This is a genomic window from Streptomyces sp. NPDC001700 (assembly GCF_053596435.1).
The window spans coordinates 137,128-157,319 of the sequence record NZ_JBSFGE010000015.1 but is presented as its reverse complement, the minus strand read 5'-3'; the positions used below and the strand labels follow the sequence as shown (position 1 = coordinate 157,319).

The window sequence follows — 20,192 nt, the reverse complement described above, 5'->3', positions numbered from 1 at the left end:
GTCACGGGGTGATGGCGAAGTGGGCCAGGATGGCGTCGGCCAGCTGCTGGTCCCCCTCGACCTTCACCCGCTCGGCGACCGCCTCGGGGCGCACCCGGCCGCAGGCGAGCCGTACGTACGTCTCCCAGTCCACGGAGAGCGTGAGGGTCGGGCCCAGCGACACACTGCCGTCGATCGAGGCCCGGCCCTCCGCGTCCACCCGCACGGTGCGCATGAACTCCATCGGGCCGTGCACGTCGAAGACCACCGCCGACTGGGGCGCGGCGCCCGCGTCCTTGGCGACCACCCTCGGCAGCGCGGACAGCAGCACGTCCCGGGAGAGGTACGCGCCCGGCGAGTCCAGGTTGCCGGGCTGGTTCAGGGCCCGCCGCAGATCCTGCTCGTGCACCCACACATCGAAGGCGCGGCGGGTCAGCGCCTCCTCCAGGGTCAGCTCGCCGCCGCCGGGCCAGCGCACCATGGTGTCCGGCGCGCGCTTCTCGTTGCGCAGCTGGCGGGCCCGCCGGATGACGGTGTACTCCAGCTCGGAGGTCATCTCGGGGGCGGTATGGCAGCGCCGCACGTCGACCTGGACTTCCATGTAACGCGACATCTCGCCGGTGATGTGGAACAGGTCGCGCGGCAGCGTGTGGATCGGACGCGGATCGCCGAGCAGCTCGCAGTCGAGGCCGATGACGTGCGAGACGAGGTCCCGCACCGACCATCCCGGGCATTCGGTGGCGCGGTTCCATTCGCTCTCCGCGAGCGGATTCACCAACTCCGATATGGCGTCGATGGAATGCGTCCAGGCGTCGATCGAGGTCTGAAGGCTGGGATGGACGGTCACGGGACCCCTCGGGCGGTTGGTACGCGGGCTGGGTGCGGGTGTGTGGCTTCAAGTTACGCTGCCCACGCGCGCGAGGGCAGTGCTTCGAGTCCGATCGTAGGCCCGGAAAGCGCGCCCGCCGAGCCCTCTTCGCCCCCGATGGCGCACGGCTGACAGGATGGCAAGCGGAATGTCCGTTCATCAGTTCCCGATGCCCAGCCATCGGGACCTCGGGGAGCTTTGTGTCCAACCAGAACCCCTACAGCCAGCCGCCCGGCCCGCAGCAGTCGCCGTACGGCTACCCGCAGCAGGGTCAGCAGCCCGGTCCGCAGCAGTCGCAGTACGGCTATCCGCAGCAGGGCCAGCCGCAGTACGGCTACCCGGCCGCGCCGGGTATGCACCAGGTCGACCCCAACGCTCCCTTCGGCTATGACCGGTACGGCCGCCCCTACTCCGACAAGTCCAAGATCGCCGCCGGGCTGCTCCAGCTCTTCCTGGGCATGTTCGGGGTGGGCCGCTTCTACACCGGCCACGTCGGCATCGCCTTCATCCAGCTCTTCACCTGTGGCGGCGCCGGCATCTGGGCCCTCATCGACGCGATCATGATGCTCGCCAGCGACAACTTCACGGACAAGCAGGGGCGTCCGTTGCGTGCCTGAGCGGCGTCCCGTCCACCCCGCCGCCGCTCCGCTCGCCGCGCTGGCGGCGGGGGCGGCCGGAGTGGTCTATCTGTGGGGCACGAACCCGCACGCGTCCGGCCAGCCGCTGCCCCGCTGCCCCTTCAACTGGGCTACGGGGCTGCTCTGCCCCGCCTGCGGGGGCACGCGCATGGCGTACGACCTGCTGCACGGGGATCTCGCGGCCGCCTTCCACGACAACGCCGCGCTGCTGGTGCTGGGGTTGCCGGTGGCGGCGTACCTCGGCGCCCGCTGGCTGGCGGAGGGGCTGCGGGGCCGCCGCTGGGAACCCCGGCCGGGGCGGGGCGGTATCGCCGCCGTGCTCGCCACCGCCGTGGCCTGGACGCTCGCCCGCAATCTGACGGGCTGAGCGGGACGTATCGGCGGCCTGAGCAGGACGCGGGGCGGGTAGGCGCGCCGGGCCCTGGCACCCTTGGTGTCATGAGCACCAATGGCCCCGTTCCGCCCCGCCCCCGCGTCCGCGCCCCCGAGCTGACCGGTCGCGGCGGCTGGCTCAACACCGGCGGGAAAGACCTCGGCCTCGCGGAGCTGCGAGGCCGCATCGTCATCCTCGACTTCTGGACGTTCTGCTGTGTGAACTGCCTCCACGTCCTGGACGAGCTGCGCGAGCTGGAGGAGAAGCACCGCGACACCGTCGTGATCGTCGGGGTGCACTCGCCGAAGTTCGTCCACGAGGCCGACCACCGGGCCGTCGTCGACGCCGTCGAGCGCTACGAGGTGCACCACCCGGTCCTGGACGACCCGGAGCTGGCCACCTGGAAGCAGTACGCGGTCCGCGCCTGGCCCACCCTCGTCGTCATCGACCCCGAGGGGTACGTCGTCGCCCAGCACGCGGGCGAGGGCCACGCCCACGCCATCGAGACGCTGGTGGGGCAGCTGGAGACCGAGCACGAGGCCAAGGGCACGCTGCGCCGCGGCGACGGCCCCTATGTACCGCCGGAGCCGGTCCCCACCGAGCTGCGCTTCCCCGGCAAGGCGCTGCTGCTGCCCGGCGGCACCTTCCTGGTCTCGGACACCACCCGCCACCAGCTGGTCGAGCTGGCGGCGGACGGCGAGACCGTGCTGCGGCGCATCGGCGCGGGCGAGCGCGGCTTCGCCGACGGCCCGGCGGACCGGGCCCGGTTCAGCGAGCCGCAGGGGCTCGCCGCGCTGCCCGACGGCACGGTGGCGGTCGCCGACACCGTGAACCACGCGCTGCGCCGCTTCGACCCCGCCACCGGCGAGGTCGCAACGCTCGCCGGGACCGGCCGCCAGTGGTGGCAGGGCTCGCCCGCCGAGGGACCGGCCCGCGAGATCGACCTGTCCTCCCCCTGGGACCTGGCCTGGTTCGCCGACCGGCTGTGGATCGCCATGGCGGGCGTGCACCAGCTGTGGACGTACGACCCTGAGGCGGGGGCCGTCGCGGCCGCCGCCGGGACCACCAACGAGGGGCTGGTCGACGGGGACGCGGACCAGGCGTGGTTCTCCCAGCCGTCCGGGCTCGCCGCGACGGACGACCGGCTGTGGGTCGCCGACTCCGAAAGCTCCGCGGTGCGCTGGGTCGAGCGGGACGGCGCCGGCTTCGCGGTCCGCACCGCCGTCGGCACCGGGCTCTTCGACTTCGGCCACCGCGACGGCGCCGCCGACCAGGCCCTGCTGCAGCACCCGCTGGGCGTCACCGCGCTGCCCGACGGCTCGGTCGCCGTCGCCGACACGTACAACCACGCGCTGCGCCGCTACGACCCGGCCACCGGCGAGGTCTCCACGCTCGCCACGGATCTGCGCGAGCCGTCCGACGCGGTCCTGGTCGACCAGGACATCGTGGTGGTGGAGTCCGCCCGGCACCGGCTGACCCGGCTGCGGCTGCCCGAGGAGGCCGTACGGGTCGAGGCGGTGGCCCACCGCACCCAGCGCGCGGCCACCGACATCGCGCCGGGCACGCTCCGGCTGGACGTGGTCTTCCAGGCGCCCGCGGGCCAGAAGCTCGACACCCGCTACGGCCCCTCCACCCGGCTGCTGGTCAGCTCCACCCCGCCCGGGCTGCTCGCGGGCGGCGAGGGCGCGGGCACGGACCTGCGCCGGGAACTGGTGCTGGCCGAGGGGGTGACCGAGGGCGTGCTGCACGTCTCGGCGATGGCCGCGTCCTGCGACGACGACCCAGCGAACGAGTACCCGGCGTGCCATGTGCACCAGCAGGACTGGGGCGTTCCGGTCCGGGTCACCGAGGGCGGCGCGGCGCGGCTGCCGCTGGTGCTGGCCGGGCTGGACGAGGAGGAGTCCGGCTAGTCGGGGCAGTTGGGGAGCTTCGTGTACTGCACCTGGTCATGATCGATGCGGATGGCCGGGATCCACATCCGCCGGTCGTCTCGTAAGACGCGGAACCACATGCTGCTGTGCCCGCCCGCCTCGTCGGTGACGGTGACGCCGTTGGCGATGCGGCAGTCGGCGCGCAGCACGTCGCCGTGGTAGGCCCGGCCGGTGATGTTGGCGGGGCGGTAGGCCATGTACGGATCCTCCGCCAGGCCCAGGGAGCAGCTGCGGACGTGCTCGCCCCGGCAGCTCTTCTCGGCGTTGAAGACGGTGATCCGGGCGTTGCCCAGGGCTGCCGGGGGCTTGTCGGTGTCGGATGAGTCCGACGCCCGGAGGGCGAGGACGGCGACCGCGGTCCCGGCCAGGACGGTGACCGTGCCCGCCGCCGCGAGCGCGAGCCGCAGCCGCCGCCGGGGCGGCCGGGCCCCGGCCTCACGGGGTGTGCCGTCCGGGGGCGGGCTGTCCGGCGGCGGGTCTTCCGGAGGCGCGTCGGCGGCCTCGTTGGCCCGGTGGAGCAGCTTCACCAGGTCGGGCAGCCGGTCCTCGGCGGTGAAGGAGAGCTTGCCCCACTGGACCAGGAGCCGCTCGTCGGGGAGGCTTTGACCCCGCAGATAGCGGGACAGGGACGAGCGGCTGGCGGGCAGGCGGCCCTCCAGCTCCTTGAGGCTCAGGCCCAGTTCGCCGTGCATGTGGCGCAGTGCGGTCACGAATTCCCGTACCGGGCCGGAGAGTTCCTCGGGAAGCGGGGCGAGCGGCTTTCGTCGTGGGTTCTCGGAATGATTCGGATGCGCTGGCACGCTCCCCATTGGAGCATGTGGATCATGAACATGACGAGCGACACGTCCACACCCCCGAGGTGGACGTGCCGCTCGTTACCGGAACCGGATCGCTTGCGCACCGGCCCGTGAATTACCGCATCAGTCCGTGAACTTCAGCGGCCGGTAGGGCTTGTACTCGCTGCCCGGCTCCAGGCCATAGGTGCGCGTCGTGTGGTCCGTACCGAAGTCGCCGCGCTGCTCGTACGAGGTGTACGAGGTGTGGGCGTCGTTGTTCCACTTCTCGAACATCACGACATGGCGGGTGTTGCTGTTCCCGGCGGCGTCGATCAGCAGATCGCCGGGCTTGAGGTCGTTCACCGCGATCGGCTTGGTGATGCCGGAGCCGGTGAGGCCGACCGTGTTGGTGCCGGGGGTCTTCAGGCCGAGCGCCATGGAGACGTAGCCCGAGCAGTCCTGGCGGTAGCCGTCCTTCCAGATCTTGGCCTGGCTGTACGGGACCCGGCCGCCGCCGTTGGCCGTGAGCCAGGTGGAGGCGCGCTGCAGCGCCTCGGCGCGGGTGCCGCCGGGCTGGGGCGGCTTCGGCGGCTGCTGACCGCCGTTCTGCACGGGGACCCCGGGCAGCGAGTCCTCGGGGATGTCCACCGCGAGGACGCTCAGGAAGCCGGTGACCGGCCCGGTGATGTGCGCCATGTACGTCGAGCAGGTGCTGCCCTCGCACGCCTTCTTGCCGGTGTCGACCTGGTAGTCGGCGGTGATGCGGTCCTGCCCCGCCTGGTCCTTGTTGATCATGCCGACGGACGGGCTGCTGGTGTCGGCCGTCTCGTGGACGACCCAGCGCGTGCCCCAGGTGGGGAAGTCGGCGGCGGCCGCCGCCTTGGTGCCGAACTCCCCGCTGGTCGTCTTCAGCTTGAGGGCGCTCCCGCCCTTCGCGGCCCCCGTGTCGCGGCTCATGGCGTTCTTGTCGGCCCCCCGGGCGCTGCCCGCCTTCGCCGCCTTCGCGTCATGGCCTCCGGTGCCCCCGTCGCCCGAGCAGCCCACGAGTCCGGTGGCGCCTAGACCTGCGGCGGCGATCGTGGGGAGGACCTTGCGCCAGATGGTCCGGCGCCGGGCGGTTGTGGTGGAGTGCGTCATGTGTGAATCCCCCTGTGCGGTCGAGGCCGCCGGGCCGTTCCCCCTGCGGCGACGGGAACCACTCTCGGCTGCGGGGCGGGGGAGTTCGGGGGAGTCTTCGTCCCGTGGGACGTCCCATCCCGTCACACCCCTTCGACCTGCGGGGACATGGCTGGGCAGGGCCCGGTGCGGGACATCGGCGGCGGCGCCACGGGACATGACGGGACAGCGGGCGGACCTCGGGCGGACAGCGGACGGCCCCCGCCGGGGCGGGGGCCGTCGGGGACACGTAGCCGGGGGGAGTCGGCTACGGGTCCGTCTGGGGAAACCTCGGGTGCCGGTTACCAGGTGAGCGCGTCGGAGGCGCTGTTCTGCCAGTAGGTCACCTGGGCGGTGTTGTCGACGTACACCGAGCCGCCGGGCAGGTCCAGGGTGGTCTCGGCGTCGAGGCCCTCCAGGGACACCCCGAGCTGGGACATGTCGGCGCCGCCCGCGTCCGGGTCGTCACCGCGCGAGGTGGTGATGCCCGCGTAGGCGGACTCGCCGGGGGCCAGCGTGATGACGGACTGCGGCGTGGTCTCCCCGGCGGCCGGGGTGGCGGCCTGCGCGTCGTCGAAGCGGAGGATCGGGAAGCTGGGGACCTCGCAGTCCACTCCGGCCCGGTTGGTGAACTTCAGCAGCAGGTGGTTGATGGGCCGCTTGACGGAGTCGACGGTCACCATGGCCTTGTTGACATCGCAGGTGCCGATCTCCCGCTCGCCGTCCGACTCGGCGCCGCTCCCGTTCTGCTGGGCCGCGCCGCCGTTCTGCTGGGAGGCCTTCCCGGCCTGCTCGGCGGCGTCCTTCACGCCGCCGGTGCCGCCGCTCTCCGAGCCGCCGGTGCCCCCCGTGCCGTTCCCGCCGGTGCCGCTCTCGCCCCGCGCCCCGGCGTCGGCGCCGCCCTGGTCCGCCGGGGCGGTGACCGAGGAGTCGGCCTTGCCCGAGCTCTTGGCGCCCGTGCCGTCGTTGTCGCCGCAGGCCGTGAGGGTCAGGCCCGCGGCGACGACCGTGAGACCGGCGGCGACGGAGCGGATGGTGCGGGCGTGGCGGGCGAGGAAGGCGGCGTGCGACATGGTGGGTTCCCCCGGGGGTGAGGTTCGGCTGCTGTCCCGTGCTTTCCGGTACGACAACCACTCTGTCCGGGGCCGCTGGCGTTCGGCTGCCGCGCGGCTGCCGAACGCTAACGCCTCACTAACGCCCCGCCGTTAGGCCGGACCGGCCCCCTCGACCGGGCCCTCGCCGGGCCTCCCGGCGCCACGGCCGCCGTCGCCCTGGGCGAAGAGTTTCACCAGGTCACTCATGACGTAGCGGTTGGTGGCCTCCTCGTCCAGCAGATGCATCTCGGCAAGCCGCTCCAGGGAGTCCTGGATCAGGTCGGGGTCCGCGCCGGACAGCGCGGCCGCCTCCGCGGTGTTGACCTCCCGGGCGAAACCGGCCCCCAGCGCCCGCAGCAGCTGGGCGTCGTCCGCCGAGAGCCGGGCCACCGAGTTGCGCAGCGCGGCCGCCACCCCGGCGTCCTCCGCCGACAGCAGGGCCAGCCGCCGCCGCTCGTCGCGCAGCGCCGTGGCCAGCCGGGCCAGCCGCCACCGGGGCCGGGCCACCAGCTGGGCGGAGGCGGCGCGCAGCGCGAGCGGCAGCCCGTCGCACAGCGTCACCAGCTCCTGCGCGGCGGCCGGGTCCTCGGCGACCCGGTCGGGGCCGAGCAGCGCGCCGATCAGGGCTACCCCGTGTTCGGGGCCGAGCGCGTGCAGCCGCACCGGCCGGGCGGCGTCGGTGGCGATCAGCCCGTCCAGCCGGGACCGGCTGGTGACCAGCGTGGCGCAGTGCTGCCCGCCGGGCAGCAGCGGCCGCACCTGGGCCGAGCTGCTCGCGTTGTCCAGCACCACCAGCAGCCGCCGCTGGGCCACCAGCGAGCGGTAGAGCGCCCCGGCGGCCTGCTCCGAGGGCGGTATCTGGTCGGCCGGGGTGCCCATGGCGAGCAGGAACTCGCGCAGCACGGCGGCCGGTTCGGCCTCCTCGCCGCCGCTGAAGCCGCGCAGATCGGCGAAGAGCCGCCCGTCGGGGAAGGCGGTGGCGTACGCGTGGCCCCAGTGCACGGCCAGGCCCGTCTTGCCGACCCCGGCGGGTCCGGTGACGAGGGTGATGCAGCCCTCGGCGGGGAGCCCGGTGGGAGCGCCGCCGTACGGGTGGTCCTGCCCGGCGCCGGGCAGCGCCAGCCGGGTCAGCTCGGCCAGCTCCGCGTCCCGGCCCAGGAACCCGGCGGGGGGCCGGGGCAGCAGCTCGGGCGCGGGGCCGGAGGCCGCCGAGGGTGCGGCGGGTTGTCCGGCCGGGGCGGCCGGGGCTGCCGTGGCCTCGGCGGCGACGCGCGGGTCACGTGCGGCGTGCGGCTCGCGCGGGGCGCGCGGCTCGGGCGGCGGTTCCGCCACGGGCGCCGCCCGCAGGATCTCCTGGTACGCGGCGTTCAGCCGCTCCCCCGGGTCGACGCCCAGGTCGTCGGCGAGCATCTCGCGGGTGCGGTGGAACCAGGCGATCGCGTCGGACTGCCGCCCGGTGCGGTACAGCACCAGCATCAGGGCCGCGATCAGCCCCTCGCGCAGCGGGTTGCCGAGCGCCGCCGGGTGCAGCGCGCCCGCCGCCTTCTCGTACTCGCCGAGCGCCCCGTGCGCCCGCGCGAGGGCCTCCACGGCGGTCAGCCGCCGCTCCTCCAGGGCGTGCGCGGCGGCCGCGAACGGCGGGCTGGCCACCGTCCCGGTGAGCGCCGGGCCGCGCCACAGCCCGAGCGCCTGCCGCAGCATCGGCACGGCCTCGGCCGGGGCCGACTCGGGGTCGGCCCGGGCCACCAGGTCGTCGAAGCGCACGGTGTCCACCAGCGAGGCGGGCAGCCGGAGCAGATAGGCGGAGCTGTGGGTGGTCAGTTCGACGCCGTGTTCCCCGGCGCCGCCCTCGGCGAGCGCCGCGCGCAGCCGGGAGACATGGCCCTGGATGACGGTACGGGCGTGGGCGGGCGGCTCGTCTTCCCACAGACCGGCCACCAACTGGTCGACCGAGACGGTCGAGTTGGGACGCAGAAGCAGCATCGCGAGCACGCTGCGGCGCTTGGCCGGTCCCAGCGGAAGCTCGACGGGGGCCGCCGCGGGGCCTGTGGTCACGGTCACCGGCCCCAGCAGGGAGAAGTCCAACTCAGCCCTCCAGAAAGGCGGTGAGTGCCTTGGCCAGCAGTCGCGGGTCCTGTGCGCCGCACAGTTCGCGTGCGGAGTGCATGGACAGGATCGCGACGCCGATGTCGACGGTGGTGATGCCGTGCCGGGCGGCGGTGATCGGGCCGATGGTGGTCCCGCACGGCATCGCGTTGTGCGAGACGAAGCTCTGCCAGGGCACGCCCGCGCGCTCGCACGCGCCGACGAAGACGGCCCGCCCGGAGCCGTCGGTGGCGTATCGCTGGTTGACGTTGACCTTGAGGATGGGTCCTCCGTTGGGGCGCGGGTGGTGGCCCGGCTCGTGGCGTTCGGCGTAGTTGGGGTGGACGGCGTGGCCGGTGTCGGAGGACAGGCAGATGGTGCCCGCGAAGGCCCGCGCCCGGTCCTCGTAGCCGCCGCCGCGCGCGTAGACGGACCGTTCCAGCACATGGCCGAGGAGCGGGCCGTCGGCGCCGGTGTCGGACTGGCTGCCGTTCTCCTCGTGGTCGAAGGCGGCGAGCACCGGGATGTACGGCAGCTCTGGGCGGGCCGCGACGGCGGTGAGCGCGGCCGTCCCGGCGTGCACGGACAGCAGGTTGTCCATCCGGGGCCCGGCGACCAGCTCGCGGTCCCGGCCGAGGTAGGCGGGCGGCTCGACGCTGTGGACCATCAGGTCCCAGCCCGTCACGTCCTCGGCCGCCACCCCGGTCTCCTCGGCGACGAACCGGATGAGGTCGCCCTCCTCGGCGCTGCCCAGCCCCCATACGGGTGTCATATGGCGCTGCTTGTCGAGCTTGAGGCCGTCGACGTTGACGGAACGGTCGAGATGCACGGCGAGCTGCGGCACGCGCAGCAAGGGTCTGTCCACGGTGACGAGATGGCTGGAGCCGTCCCGGAGGGTGATCCGCCCGGAGAGCCCGAGATCGCGGTCGAGCCAGGTGTTGAGGAGGGCGCCGCCGTAGATCTCGACGGCGATCTGCCGCCAGCCGTGGGCCCCGGTGTCCGGGATCGGCTTGACGCGCAGATTGGGAGAGTCGGTATGAGCGCCCACAATCCGGTACGGAGTGGACGGGTTCGCGTCCTCCGGGACGTACCAGGCGACGATCGCGCCGCCCCGCAGGACATACCGCCCGCCCGCCGCGCTGTCCCAGGCCGCCGTCTCCTCGACCTGCCGGAAACCCGCCTTCTCCAGGCGCTCGGCCGTGTTCGCCACCGCGTGGTACGGCGAGGGGCTGGCGCGGAGGAAGGACATCAGGTCATCCGTATGGCCGCGGTCGATGCCGGGGTGTGCGCTCATGACATCAGCATAGATTCGGGACCGCCTTGCCTGCCGGGCTGCCGTGTTCGGGGGCGGGATCGCGCGAGCGCCCATCCGTGGGGTCCCGTTGATCCAATCTGATGAAAGCACGTCAGACCGGCGGTATAAAAGTCGCGTATCGGCCGATAGTCCCCTTAACCGCTCACCATCGCACTCAAGGGGACAGCGGATGCGCGTTCTTCGACACCTCCTCGTCATTCTGGGGTCGCTGCTGCTGCTCTGCGGCGCGGGCCCGGCCGTGGCGCATACCGCCGGGCTCGTCCCCGCCGGACAGCTGCCCGCCCCGGCTCCGGCGCCCACGCCCTCACCCGACGCCGCCGAGACGGAGGACGGGGCGGAATCCGGCGCCAAGGGCCACCCGCCCTGTCCGACGACGGACCGCACCGGGGGGACCAACTCCGCACCCACGCAGCCCTTCCAGCGCTACTACAAGGGCGACTGGCGGCTCGGCCCCGCCGAACTGCCGCGCACGGGCGCGATCGGGAAGATGCTGAAGGACTACGAGCGGCTGGACGGCCTGTCGGCCCCGGCCTTCCTGAAGTGCTACTGGAACGAGCAGACCGGCGGCTGGTGGTATCCGTACCCGGACGGCTGGGTGCTGCTGAACGGCGTACCGCTGAAGACCACCATCACGCTGAAGGTGGGTCAGAAGGTCGATCTCTTCGGCAGCGGCTTCGGCCACTTCCTCGCCCCGGCGGGCACCCCGTACGCGGAGCGGGCGCTGCCGCCGAGCAACCTCAACACCTATGACCCCGCCTATCCGAACGGCTATCACCTCTACGAGGTCACCAAGCCTTTCCTGGTGGACGCGGGGCCCATCAGACCCTGGTTCGGCCAGCCGGGTTACGGGCTGCAATATCTGACGGGACCATCGATTCCTCAGCTCGTTGCCGCGGGTAACCTGCGGCCGCTGAACTGACCGCGCATCCTGGTGCCGTGGACAGAACGGAACTCGTCCGGGTGCTGCGCGCCGAGCAGGTCCCGGACGCTTTGTACGACATTCCCGGCGTGCGGGACATCGAAGTCCAGCCGGACGCCTACTACTTCCTGCGGCCCGCGCCGGACGGCGGCTGGGTGACCGGGCTGTGGGAGCGCTCGGTGGACAAGGACGTCAGCCGCTTCGCCACCGAGGACGAGGCGTGCCAGGACCTGCTGGCCAAGCTGCGGGCCCGGCCGCGTCCGCCCGGCGCCGGACAGGAGACGGTCGAAGAACTGCTGGCGCAGAACGAGGAGCTGCGGCGGCAGGCGCGTGAGGAGGTGGAGCGGGCCCTGCGGGAGCACCCGCCCGACCAGGAGCGCTGAAAAGGCGGGAGCCGGGCGCTCCTCGGTGAAGGAGAGGGGCGACCGGCTCCCGGGCTTATAGGGGCGAGACCTAGAACGCGGCCTCGTCCAGGTCCATCAGCTCCTTGGTGACGGACTCGGCCAGCGCGCGCTGCACCGAGACGCCCGGCAGGATCTCGTGGGCGAAGAACTTCGCCGCCGCGATCTTGCCCTGGTAGAACGCCACGTCCTTGGTGGCGGCCCCGCCCAGCTTCTCCGCGGCGACGGCCGCGCCGCGCAGCAGGAGGTAGCCGAGGACCACGTCGCCGGAGGCGAGCAGCAGCCGGGTGGCGTTGAGGCCGACCTTGTAGATGGAGCTGACGTCCTGCTCGGTGGCCGAGAGGTCGGTGAGCATGGCGCCCACGATGCCCTCCAGGTCGACCGCGGCCTGGGCGAGCCGGTCGCGGGCCGGAGCCAGCTCCTCGCCGCCCGCGGCCTCCGCCAGGAACTTCTTGATCTCCTCGGAGAGGACGGTCAGCGCCTGGCCCTGGTCCCGGACGATCTTGCGGAAGAAGAAGTCCTGGCCCTGGATGGCGGTGGTGCCCTCGTAGAGGGTGTCGATCTTGGCGTCCCGGATGTACTGCTCCAGCGGGTACTCCTGGAGGTAGCCGGAGCCGCCGATGGTCTGCAGGGACTGCGCCAGCTGCTCGTACGCCTTCTCCGAGCCGTAGCCCTTGACGATCGGCAGCAGCAGGTCGTTGAGGCGGGATTCGGCCGAGGCGTCCTCGCCCGCGGCCTCCTTGACCATGATCTCGTCCTGCACGGAGGCGGTGTAGAGGGTGAGCGAGCGCAGGCCCTCCGCGTACGCCTTCTGCGTCATGAGCGAGCGGCGCACGTCCGGGTGGTGGGTGATGGTGACGCGCGGGGCGGTCTTGTCGGTGAAGGCCGCCAGGTCCGGGCCCTGGACGCGCTCCTTGGCGTACTCCAGCGCGTTGAGGTAGCCGGTGGAGAGGGTGGCCATGGCCTTCGTGCCGACCATCATCCGGGCGAACTCGATGATCTTGAACATCTGGCGGATGCCGTCGTGCTTCTCGCCCAGCAGCCAGCCCCTGGCCGGGCGGTCGGCGCCGAAGGTCAGCTCGCAGGTGTTGGAGACGCGCAGCCCCATCTTGTGCTCGACGTTGGTCGCGTAGACGCCGTTGCGCTCGCCCAGCTCGCCGCTGTCCCAGTCGAAGTCGTACTTGGGGACGACGAACAGGGACAGCCCCTTGGTGCCGGGTCCGGCGCCCTCGGGGCGGGCCAGCACGAAGTGGATGATGTTGTCGGAGACGTCGTGCTCACCGGAGGTGATGAACCGCTTCACCCCGTCGATGTGCCAGGTGCCGTCCTCCTGCTGGACGGCCTTGGCGCGGCCCGCGCCCACGTCCGAACCCGCGTCGGGCTCGGTCAGCACCATGGTGGAGCCCCACTGCTTGTCCACCATCAGCTGCGCGATCTTCAGCTGCTCCTCGGTGCCCTCGTCGTACAGCACCCCGGCGAAGGCCGGCCCGGAGGCGTACATCCAGATCGGGGTGTTGGCGCCGAGGATCGATTCGGCGGAGGCCCACAGCAGGGAGCGCGGGCAGGAGGTGCCGCCGAGGGCCTCCGGGACCCCGAGCCGCCACCACTCGGCGTCCATGTACGCCTGGTAGCTCTTCTTGAACGACTCGGGCAGCGGCGCCGTGTTCGTCTTCGGGTCGAAGACCGGCGGGTTGCGGTCCGAGTCGGCGTAGGAGGCGGCCAGCTCGTTCTCGGAGAGCCGGGATATCTCGGCGAGCACGCTCTTGGCGGTCTCGATGTCCATCTCCGCGAACGGGCCGGTGCCGTACAGCTTGTCGCGGCCGAGCACCTCGAAGAGGTTGAACTCGATGTCGCGGAGATTCGACTTGTAGTGCCCCATGGCGACGGCTCCGTAAGGACTCGGGGAGAGGCGGGACCTCTTCGTGGCGCGGTATCGATCAGCACTCCGGTGCGGTCAATCCGGTGTCGCCATGATGCTACCCGTGGGTAATAAAGGGCAACCCTCAAGCGGCCAACTGTGACTCAGTACGCTTCAGTCCATGTACGGCTACGACCAGAACGCGAGCGCAGGGCAGGGTTATGCCGCCCCGCCACCTCCGCCGCAACAGCAGCCGCATGCGTCACACCACTCACAGCCGGGACCCGGCTACGGTGGGCAGCCGCTGTACCCCGAGCCCTCGCCGCCGTCCCTCGCGGACGCCGTGCGCGCCTTCACCACGGGCTCCATGGCGGCGGAGGACTTCCAGCAGATCTTCGCGGCCTCCAAGGTGTACTGCCCGCGCGGTGACAACCCCGGTTTCCTCGCGCTGCACAACACCCAGCAGCCGGTGATCCCGATGTTCACCTCGCTCAAGGAGCTGCGGCGGTACGCGGGCAAGGAGTCCAAGTACTTCGTGATCACCGGTGCCGAGGTGATCGACCTGCTGCCGACCGGCTACGGCTTCGTCCTCGACATGGAGGGTGAGCACCGCATGGTCTTCGACGCCAAGGCGGTGGAGCAGATGGTCGACTTCGCGATGCGCCGCATGTATGGCTGACCTGCACGGCTCTCGGGTGCATCGCATGCCCCTCGTGTCCCGCTAGAGCCGGAATAGGGCCCCTCTTGCGAGTCGTTCAGCCTTCAATTAAGTTGAATGATGAACGACCGAGGAGGCCGTCATGCCCGCAGTGACCGTAGACAACCCCCTGACCCTGCCCCGGGTCGCGGCGCCCGCCGACGCGCGCCCCCGTCCGGCGCTCGGTGTCACCACCGCGCCCAGTGGCTTCGAGGGCGAGGGATTCCCGGTGCGGCGCGCCTTCGCCGGGATCGACTACCAGCACCTCGACCCGTTCATCATGATGGATCAGATGGGCGAGGTGGAGTACGCGCCGGGCGAGCCCAAGGGCACCCCCTGGCACCCCCACCGCGGCTTCGAGACCGTGACGTACCTCATCGACGGCACCTTCGTGCACCAGGACTCGCAGGGTGGCGGCGGCACGATCAACGACGGCGACACCCAGTGGATGACCGCGGGCTCCGGGCTGCTCCACATCGAGGCCCCGCCGGAGTCGCTGGTCATGTCCGGCGGTCTCTTCCACGGCCTCCAGCTGTGGGTGAACCTGCCGAGCAAGGACAAGATGATGCCGCCGCGCTACCAGGACATCGGTGGCGCCAAGGTCAAGCTGCTCACCTCCGCCGACGGCGGCGCGCTGCTGCGGGTGATCGCGGGCGACATCGACGGCCACCAGGGGCCGGGCATCACCCACACCCCGATCACCATGCTGCACGTCTCGCTGAACCCCGGCGCCGAGCTGACCCTGCCCTGGCGCCCGGACTTCAACGCGCTCGCCTACGGCCTCGCCGGGCGCGGCACGGCGGGCGCGGAGCAGCGGCCCTTCCGCACCGGGCAGACGGTGGTCTTCGGCGCCGGTGACACGCTGACGATACGGGCGGACGCGGCCCAGGAGTCGCGCAGCCCCAACTTCGAGGTGGTGCTGCTCGGCGGGCAGCCGATCCGCGAGCCGATGATGCACTACGGCCCGTTCGTGATGAACACCCACGCCGAACTGGCCCAGGCCTTCGACGACTTCCGCGCCGGGAAGCTCGGCACGATACCGGCCGAGGACGAGTAGCCAGGGCGCACGGCTGCGGCTACGACTCCGGTGGGCGCTCGTGGAGTTCGTACCAGATGCACTTGCCGTCGCCGCGCGGGTCGACGCCCCAGGCGTCGGCCAGCATCTCCATCAGCATCAGCCCCCGCCCCGACGAAGCGAGTTCGCCGGGGCGGCGGCGGTGCGGCAGCTCGTCGCTGCCGTCCGCGACGTCGAGCCGCAGCCGCCGCGATCCGCGCCGCCCGCTGACCTCGGCGACCAGCAGGGCGTCCCCGTCGGTGTGCACCAGGACGTTGGTGACCATCTCGGAGAGCAGCAGCACCGCCGACTCGACCTGGTCCGGGTCGGCCCAGTCGTGCAGCATGTCGCGCAGCTGCCTGCGGGCGCCCGCTATCCGCTCCGGCTCGGCCTGCGCGAGCGTGATCGCGGTGCGCCGCACCGGCGCCGAACCCGGTCCGACCAGGCACACCTCCGCGTCCCGGCGGATCAGCAGCAGCGCTATGTCGTCCTCGCGGCGGTCGGCGAGCGGGCCGGTGGTGTGGTGCGAGGGCGGTCCGTGCACGGCCTGCACCAGGGCCTCGGCGAGGGCTTCCATGTCGTGCGGGCCATCCGTCGCGGTGGCCGGGTGCTCGAAGACCGACCGGATCCGGTCCCAGCCGGTCGTCAGGTCGTGGCCGCCGGTCTCGATCAGCCCATCGGTGCACATCAGCAGCGTCTCGCCGGGCTCCAGCACCACCCGGGTGGTGGGGTAGTCGCCCTCCGGGTCGACGCCCAGCGGCAGCCCGCCCGCGGTGGGGCGGATCATCATCGTGCCGTCGGCCAGCCGGACCGCCGGGTCCGGATGGCCCGCGCGGGCGATGTCCAGGGTGCCCGCGACCGGGTCCACCTCCATATAGAGGCAGGTCGCGAACCGGGGGTCGTTCGCCCCGTCCCCACCCGGGTCGGCGAGCCCGCACAGGAAGCGGGAGGCGCGGGCGAGCACCGCGTCCGGGTGGTGGCCCTCGGAGGCGTACGCCCGCACCGCGATCCGCAGCTGCCCCATGATCCCGGCGGCCCGGACGTCATGCCCCTGGACGTCGCCGATCACCAGGGCGGTTCGCCCCGAGGGCAGCGCGATCACGTCGTACCAGTCGCCGCCGACCTGGAGCCCGCCGCCGGTCGGCACGTAGCGCGCGGCCACCGTGAGCCCCGGGATGTCGGGCTTGGCGGCGGGCAGCATCGAGCGCTGGAGGCCGTCCGACAGCTCGCGCTCGGTCTCCTGGAGGGCCGCCCGGGACAGCGCCTGGGCCAGCATCCGCGCGATCGTGGTGAGCACCGAGCGCTCGTCGGGCGAGAACGCGACGGGGTGGGCGAATCCGGCCATCCACGCGCCGATGGTGCGGCCCGCGACGATCAGTGGCAGAAAGGCCCAGGAGCGGCGCTTCAGCGGCCGCATCCGGTGCCAGGCGGCGGGGAACCGGCCCCGGTACTCCTCCGGAGAGGGCAGGTAGACGGCCCGGCCGGTGCGGGCCACCTCGGCCGCCGGGTGGTCGGTGGCCACCGGCATGTCGGCGGACGGATGCTCGGTGTCCAGCCGGTGGCCGTGGTGGCCGATGAGCGAGATCCGGTCACCCTTGACGCCGAAGACGGCGAGCCCGTCCGGCGAGAAACCGGGCATGGACAGCCCGGCGGCCACCCGCAGCACCTCGGCGGTGGACATCGCCTCGGCCAGCGCCCGCCCCGCGTCCAGCAGGAACGCCTCGCGGTTGCGCCGCCAGTCGCCGGTGACCGGGGAGCGGCCCGCGGTGGTGCCGGGCAGCGGCTCGGGGACCTCCTGGAGCGTGCCGAGCATCAGCTGGCCGCCCTCGTCGTCGGGGTGGTCGACCGGCCGGGACCGGGTGCGCACGGTCCGCAGCACCTTGCCCTTCTCGTCCACGATGCGCATCAGGGCCTCGGCGAGGGTGCCCTCGGCCGCCGCCAGCATCACGATGGACTGCAGCTCCAGCCAGTCCGCCGGGTGGAAGCGGGCCCGGGCGGTGGACTCGGGGAGCGTGACCGCCTCGGCGGGCAGGCCCACCAGACGGGCCGCCTCGGCGTCGTAGGAGACGGCGCCCGAGACGCTGTCCCACCGCCATAGTCCGGTCGCTATGGCGGCCAGCAGGTCCTCGGTGCGCATTGCGCTACCTTATGGGCATTTTCCGCGCGCTTACCAGTGAAGGTCACGGCGCCGGTACGCTTGGCCGGAAGCTTAACGAGGGTACGCAACACTCCCCACCTGACGACTTGGATGAATGATGCATCGGTACCGGTCCCACACCTGTGGCCAGCTCCGCGCCGCTGACGTCGACACCGACGTTCGGCTCTCCGGCTGGCTGCACAATCGACGGAACCTGGGCGGCATCCTCTTCATCGATCTGCGCGACCACTACGGCCTGGTCCAGCTCGTCGTCCGGCCCGACACCGCCGCCAACGAGAAGCTCAGCTCGATCTCCAAGGAGAGCGTCGTCCGCGTCGACGGCCGGGTGATCGCCCGCGGCGCCGACAACGTCAACCCCGAGCTGCCGACCGGCGAGATCGAGGTCGAGATCGCCGACGTCGAGGTGCTCGGCGCGGCCGACCCGCTGCCCTTCACCGTCTACCCGGAGGACGGGGTGGGCGAGGAGCGGCGCCTGGAGCACCGCTTCCTGGACCTGCGCCGGGAGCGGATGCACCGCAACATCATGCTGCGCTCCGCCGTGATCTCCGCGATCCGGCAGAAGATGACCGCGCAGGGCTTCAACGAGATGGCGACCCCGATCCTGTCCGCCACCTCCCCCGAGGGCGCGCGCGACTTCCTGGTCCCCTCCCGGCTGCACGCGGGCCGGTTCTACGCCCTGCCGCAGGCCCCGCAGCAGTTCAAGCAGCTGCTGATGATCGCGGGCTTCGACCGCTACTTCCAGATCGCGCCCTGCTTCCGCGACGAGGACGCCCGCGCCGACCGCTCGCCGGGCGAGTTCTACCAGCTCGACGTCGAGATGAGCTTCGTCGAGCAGGAGGACGTCTTCGAGGTCATCGAGAAGGTGATGACCGAGCTGTTCGAGGAGTTCGGCGGCGGCCGTCACGTCACCTCGCCGTTCCTGCGGATCCCGTTCCGCGAGGCGATGCTGAAGTACGGCTCCGACAAGCCGGACCTGCGCGCCAAGCTGGAACTGGTCGACGTCAGCCAGGTCTTCGCGGGCTCCGGCTTCAAGGCGTTCGCCGACAAGCACGTGCGCGCGCTGGCCGTGCCGGACACCGCCGAGCTGCCCCGGAAGTTCTTCGACCAGCTCGGTGAGTTCGCCGCTCTGCAGGGCGCCAAGGGTCTCGCCTGGGTCCGGATCGGCGAGGACTCCAAGCTCACCGGGCCGATCGCCAAGTTCCTCACGGATGAGGACGTCGAGAAGCTGATCGCCGAGGTCGAGGGCAAGCCCGGCACGTCGGTCTTCTTCGGCGCGGGCGACTTCGACGAGGTCTCCAAGATCATGGGCGCCGTGCGCGTCGAGGCCGCCAAGCGGACCGGCCACTTCGAGGAGAACGTCTTCCGCTTCTGCTGGATCGTGGACTTCCCCATGTTCGAGCGGAACGAGGACACCGGCGAGATCGAGTTCTCCCACAACCCGTTCTCCATGCCGCAGGGCGGTCTGGACGCGCTGGAGAACCAGGACCCGCTGGACATCCTCGCGTGGCAGTACGACATCGTCTGCAACGGCACCGAGCTGTCGTCCGGCGCCATCCGGAACCACGAGCCGGACGTGATGTTCAAGGCGTTCGAGATCGCCGGATACTCCCGCGAGGACGTCGAGCGGGAATTCGGCGGCATGCTGCGCGCGTTCCACTTCGGGGCACCGCCGCACGGCGGCATCGCCCCCGGTGTCGACCGCATCGTCATGCTGCTCGCCGACGAGCCGAACATCCGCGAGACCATCGCGTTCCCGCTCAACGGCAACGCCCAGGACCTGCTGATGGGCGCGCCCAGCGAGGTGGAGGACGCCCGGCTGCGGGAGCTGCACCTGTCGGTGCGCAAGCCGCAGGTCAAGCAGGCCGAGAAGGGCGCCGGGAAGTCTGAGAAGCAGGTTGAGGGGAAAGACGCCGAGTAACGGCGCGGAAGCGAGGAGAGACCCGCGCCCGGTGCGTTTCCAGGGGCTCCAGGGGCGGAGGACACAGTGAGGGTACGGATTCCGGCCGCGGCCACGGCGCTGCTCATCGCGGCGCTCGCGGGCTGCGCGGGTCCCGGGGACGGGTCCCGTAAGCACGCCACGGACACCAGGGGCACCGCGGACGCCAAGGGCTCCGCGGGCCGCTCCGGCGCGGCGGGCGCGCCCAAGGGGACGCAGAGCCCCGCCGGGCGGCCCGCCCCCGCCGAGCGGGCGGGCGACCTGCCCGGGCTCGGGCCGCGCACCCGCGCCGACGTGCCCCGGGACGCCGAGCAGGTGGTCGTCGTCACCGGCAGCGGCCGGGACGCCACCCGTTCCTCCGTCGTGCTCTACGAGCGCTCCGCGGCGGGCGGGACGACCGGCGACCGGGAGGGCGACGCCGGAGGCGGCCCCGTCTGGCGGGCCGGGCCCTCCTGGAAGGCGCACAACGCCGCCCGCGGCTGGACCGACCACCACCGGCAGGGCGACCTCCGCTCCCCGACCGGCGTCTTCCGCCTCACCGACGGGGGCGGGAAGCTGCCCGATCCGGGCACCAAGCTCACCTACGACCACGCCGTCCAGGGCTTCACCATCAGCGGCACCGGCGCCGAGGGCGAGCCGCTGGCCGGGTCCTTCGACTACGTCGTGGCGATCAACTACAACCGCGAGGCCGGGACCTCCCCGCGCGACTGGACCAGGCCGCTGGGCGACGACCGGGGCGGCGGCATCTGGTTCCACGTCGACCACAACGGGCCCACCCAGGGCTGCATCAGCCTCTCCAGGGCGCATATGCGGACGCTGCTGCGCACCCTCGACCCCGACCGCCACCCGGTCGTGGTGATGGGGCCCGAGGACTCGCTGGCCCGCTGACTCTGTCCCGGCTGACCGGTATCGCCGAGGTGATGCGAACGCGTGTGCCCTTGTTCGCTGGTCGGGG

General features: G+C 72.2%; 17 protein-coding genes. 9 read left to right on the top strand and 8 right to left on the bottom strand.

What is annotated here, in order from left to right:
• Position 1 precedes the first annotated feature (1 nt).
• The gene (locus ACWC5C_RS26885) at positions 2-826 is read right to left on the bottom strand and encodes a maleylpyruvate isomerase family mycothiol-dependent enzyme (protein ID WP_450879350.1); all 825 of its coding nucleotides are present in this window, start codon (positions 824-826) and stop codon (positions 2-4) included.
• Positions 827-1,047: 221 nt separating this feature from the next.
• Here ACWC5C_RS26885 and ACWC5C_RS26880 point away from each other — a divergent pair, with 221 nt between their 5' ends.
• The 3 genes from ACWC5C_RS26880 (at position 1,048) to ACWC5C_RS26870 (ending at position 3,768) form a co-directional block, all read left to right on the top strand.
• Positions 1,048-1,464 carry a TM2 domain-containing protein gene (locus ACWC5C_RS26880; RefSeq protein ID WP_450879348.1) on the top strand — a complete coding sequence of 139 codons (417 nt, stop codon included), beginning with the start codon at positions 1,048-1,050 and terminating at the stop codon, positions 1,462-1,464.
• The gene (locus tag ACWC5C_RS26875) at positions 1,457-1,852 is read left to right on the top strand and encodes a DUF2752 domain-containing protein (protein ID WP_450879346.1); all 396 of its coding nucleotides are present in this window, start codon (positions 1,457-1,459) and stop codon (positions 1,850-1,852) included. Before ACWC5C_RS26880 ends, ACWC5C_RS26875 begins: the two co-directional genes overlap by 8 nt.
• A 71-nt stretch (positions 1,853-1,923) precedes the next feature.
• Entirely contained in the window at positions 1,924-3,768 is a 1,845-nt protein-coding gene (locus tag ACWC5C_RS26870; RefSeq protein WP_450879344.1) for an NHL domain-containing thioredoxin family protein, read from the top strand.
• On the opposite strand, the gene ACWC5C_RS26865 is transcribed toward ACWC5C_RS26870, so the two are convergent.
• The 5 genes from ACWC5C_RS26865 to ACWC5C_RS26845 form a co-directional block, all read right to left on the bottom strand.
• Positions 3,765-4,598 carry an XRE family transcriptional regulator gene (locus ACWC5C_RS26865; RefSeq protein WP_450879342.1) on the bottom strand — a complete coding sequence of 278 codons (834 nt, stop codon included), beginning with the start codon at positions 4,596-4,598 and terminating at the stop codon, positions 3,765-3,767. The two genes, ACWC5C_RS26870 and ACWC5C_RS26865, sit on opposite strands and share 4 nt — an antisense overlap.
• 111 nt (positions 4,599-4,709) lie before the next feature.
• Positions 4,710-5,702 carry a hypothetical protein gene (locus ACWC5C_RS26860; protein ID WP_450879340.1) on the bottom strand — a complete coding sequence of 331 codons (993 nt, stop codon included), beginning with the start codon at positions 5,700-5,702 and terminating at the stop codon, positions 4,710-4,712.
• A 320-nt stretch (positions 5,703-6,022) separates the two neighbouring features.
• Positions 6,023-6,793, bottom strand: a complete 771-nt coding sequence (locus ACWC5C_RS26855) for a DUF4232 domain-containing protein (RefSeq protein ID WP_450879338.1) — start codon at positions 6,791-6,793, stop codon at positions 6,023-6,025.
• A gap of 132 nt (positions 6,794-6,925) precedes the next feature.
• Positions 6,926-8,899 (bottom strand): BTAD domain-containing putative transcriptional regulator, encoded by a 1,974-nt coding sequence (locus tag ACWC5C_RS26850; RefSeq protein WP_450879336.1) that lies wholly within the window; start codon positions 8,897-8,899, stop codon positions 6,926-6,928.
• Position 8,900: 1 nt separating this feature from the next.
• Positions 8,901-10,193, bottom strand: a complete 1,293-nt coding sequence (locus tag ACWC5C_RS26845) for a M18 family aminopeptidase (protein ID WP_450879334.1) — start codon at positions 10,191-10,193, stop codon at positions 8,901-8,903.
• Positions 10,194-10,383: 190 nt separating this feature from the next.
• Between ACWC5C_RS26845 and ACWC5C_RS26840 the strand changes: the two genes are divergently transcribed.
• Entirely contained in the window at positions 10,384-11,133 is a 750-nt protein-coding gene (locus tag ACWC5C_RS26840; RefSeq protein ID WP_450879332.1) for a TNT domain-containing protein, read from the top strand.
• Positions 11,134-11,150: 17 nt separating this feature from the next.
• Positions 11,151-11,516 (top strand): hypothetical protein, encoded by a 366-nt coding sequence (locus tag ACWC5C_RS26835; protein ID WP_450879330.1) that lies wholly within the window; start codon positions 11,151-11,153, stop codon positions 11,514-11,516.
• A gap of 70 nt (positions 11,517-11,586) precedes the next feature.
• Here the strand turns inward: ACWC5C_RS26835 and ACWC5C_RS26830 are convergent, their stop codons facing one another.
• Positions 11,587-13,413, bottom strand: coding sequence for an acyl-CoA dehydrogenase (locus ACWC5C_RS26830; protein ID WP_450879328.1), 1,827 nt, complete (start codon positions 13,411-13,413; stop codon positions 11,587-11,589).
• Positions 13,414-13,573: 160 nt separating this feature from the next.
• Between ACWC5C_RS26830 and ACWC5C_RS26825 the strand changes: the two genes are divergently transcribed.
• Positions 13,574-14,071, top strand: a complete 498-nt coding sequence (locus tag ACWC5C_RS26825; protein WP_009716404.1) for an SseB family protein — start codon at positions 13,574-13,576, stop codon at positions 14,069-14,071.
• A gap of 121 nt (positions 14,072-14,192) precedes the next feature.
• Positions 14,193-15,146 (top strand): pirin family protein, encoded by a 954-nt coding sequence (locus tag ACWC5C_RS26820; RefSeq protein ID WP_450879326.1) that lies wholly within the window; start codon positions 14,193-14,195, stop codon positions 15,144-15,146.
• Positions 15,147-15,165: 19 nt separating this feature from the next.
• Here ACWC5C_RS26820 and ACWC5C_RS26815 read toward each other — a convergent pair whose 3' ends face one another.
• Positions 15,166-17,280 (bottom strand): ATP-binding SpoIIE family protein phosphatase, encoded by a 2,115-nt coding sequence (locus ACWC5C_RS26815; RefSeq protein WP_450879324.1) that lies wholly within the window; start codon positions 17,278-17,280, stop codon positions 15,166-15,168.
• A 118-nt stretch (positions 17,281-17,398) separates the two neighbouring features.
• Between ACWC5C_RS26815 and aspS the strand changes: the two genes are divergently transcribed.
• Together aspS and ACWC5C_RS26805 are read left to right on the top strand one after the other, a co-directional pair.
• Complete coding sequence (gene aspS, locus ACWC5C_RS26810) at positions 17,399-19,219, top strand: aspartate--tRNA ligase (RefSeq protein ID WP_450879446.1); 1,821 nt, start codon at positions 17,399-17,401, stop codon at positions 19,217-19,219.
• Positions 19,220-19,285: 66 nt separating this feature from the next.
• The gene (locus ACWC5C_RS26805) at positions 19,286-20,125 is read left to right on the top strand and encodes a L,D-transpeptidase family protein (RefSeq protein ID WP_450879322.1); all 840 of its coding nucleotides are present in this window, start codon (positions 19,286-19,288) and stop codon (positions 20,123-20,125) included.
• Positions 20,126-20,192 lie beyond the last annotated feature (67 nt).

Excerpts from the sequence above, each read along its gene's own strand:
- ACWC5C_RS26870 (WP_450879344.1), top strand. The coding sequence starts at position 1,924 with ATGAGCACCAATGGCCCCGTTCCGCCCCGCCCCCGCGTCCGCGCCCCC.
- ACWC5C_RS26865 (WP_450879342.1), bottom strand. The coding sequence starts at position 4,598 with ATGGGGAGCGTGCCAGCGCATCCGAATCATTCCGAGAACCCACGACGA.
- ACWC5C_RS26860 (WP_450879340.1), bottom strand. The coding sequence starts at position 5,702 with ATGACGCACTCCACCACAACCGCCCGGCGCCGGACCATCTGGCGCAAG.
- ACWC5C_RS26855 (WP_450879338.1), bottom strand. The coding sequence starts at position 6,793 with ATGTCGCACGCCGCCTTCCTCGCCCGCCACGCCCGCACCATCCGCTCC.
- ACWC5C_RS26845 (WP_450879334.1), bottom strand. The coding sequence starts at position 10,193 with ATGAGCGCACACCCCGGCATCGACCGCGGCCATACGGATGACCTGATG.
- ACWC5C_RS26840 (WP_450879332.1), top strand. The coding sequence starts at position 10,384 with ATGCGCGTTCTTCGACACCTCCTCGTCATTCTGGGGTCGCTGCTGCTG.
- ACWC5C_RS26830 (WP_450879328.1), bottom strand. The coding sequence starts at position 13,413 with ATGGGGCACTACAAGTCGAATCTCCGCGACATCGAGTTCAACCTCTTC.
- ACWC5C_RS26825 (WP_009716404.1), top strand. The coding sequence starts at position 13,574 with ATGTACGGCTACGACCAGAACGCGAGCGCAGGGCAGGGTTATGCCGCC.
- ACWC5C_RS26820 (WP_450879326.1), top strand. The coding sequence starts at position 14,193 with ATGCCCGCAGTGACCGTAGACAACCCCCTGACCCTGCCCCGGGTCGCG.
- ACWC5C_RS26815 (WP_450879324.1), bottom strand. The coding sequence starts at position 17,280 with ATGCGCACCGAGGACCTGCTGGCCGCCATAGCGACCGGACTATGGCGG.
- aspS (WP_450879446.1), top strand. The coding sequence starts at position 17,399 with ATGCATCGGTACCGGTCCCACACCTGTGGCCAGCTCCGCGCCGCTGAC.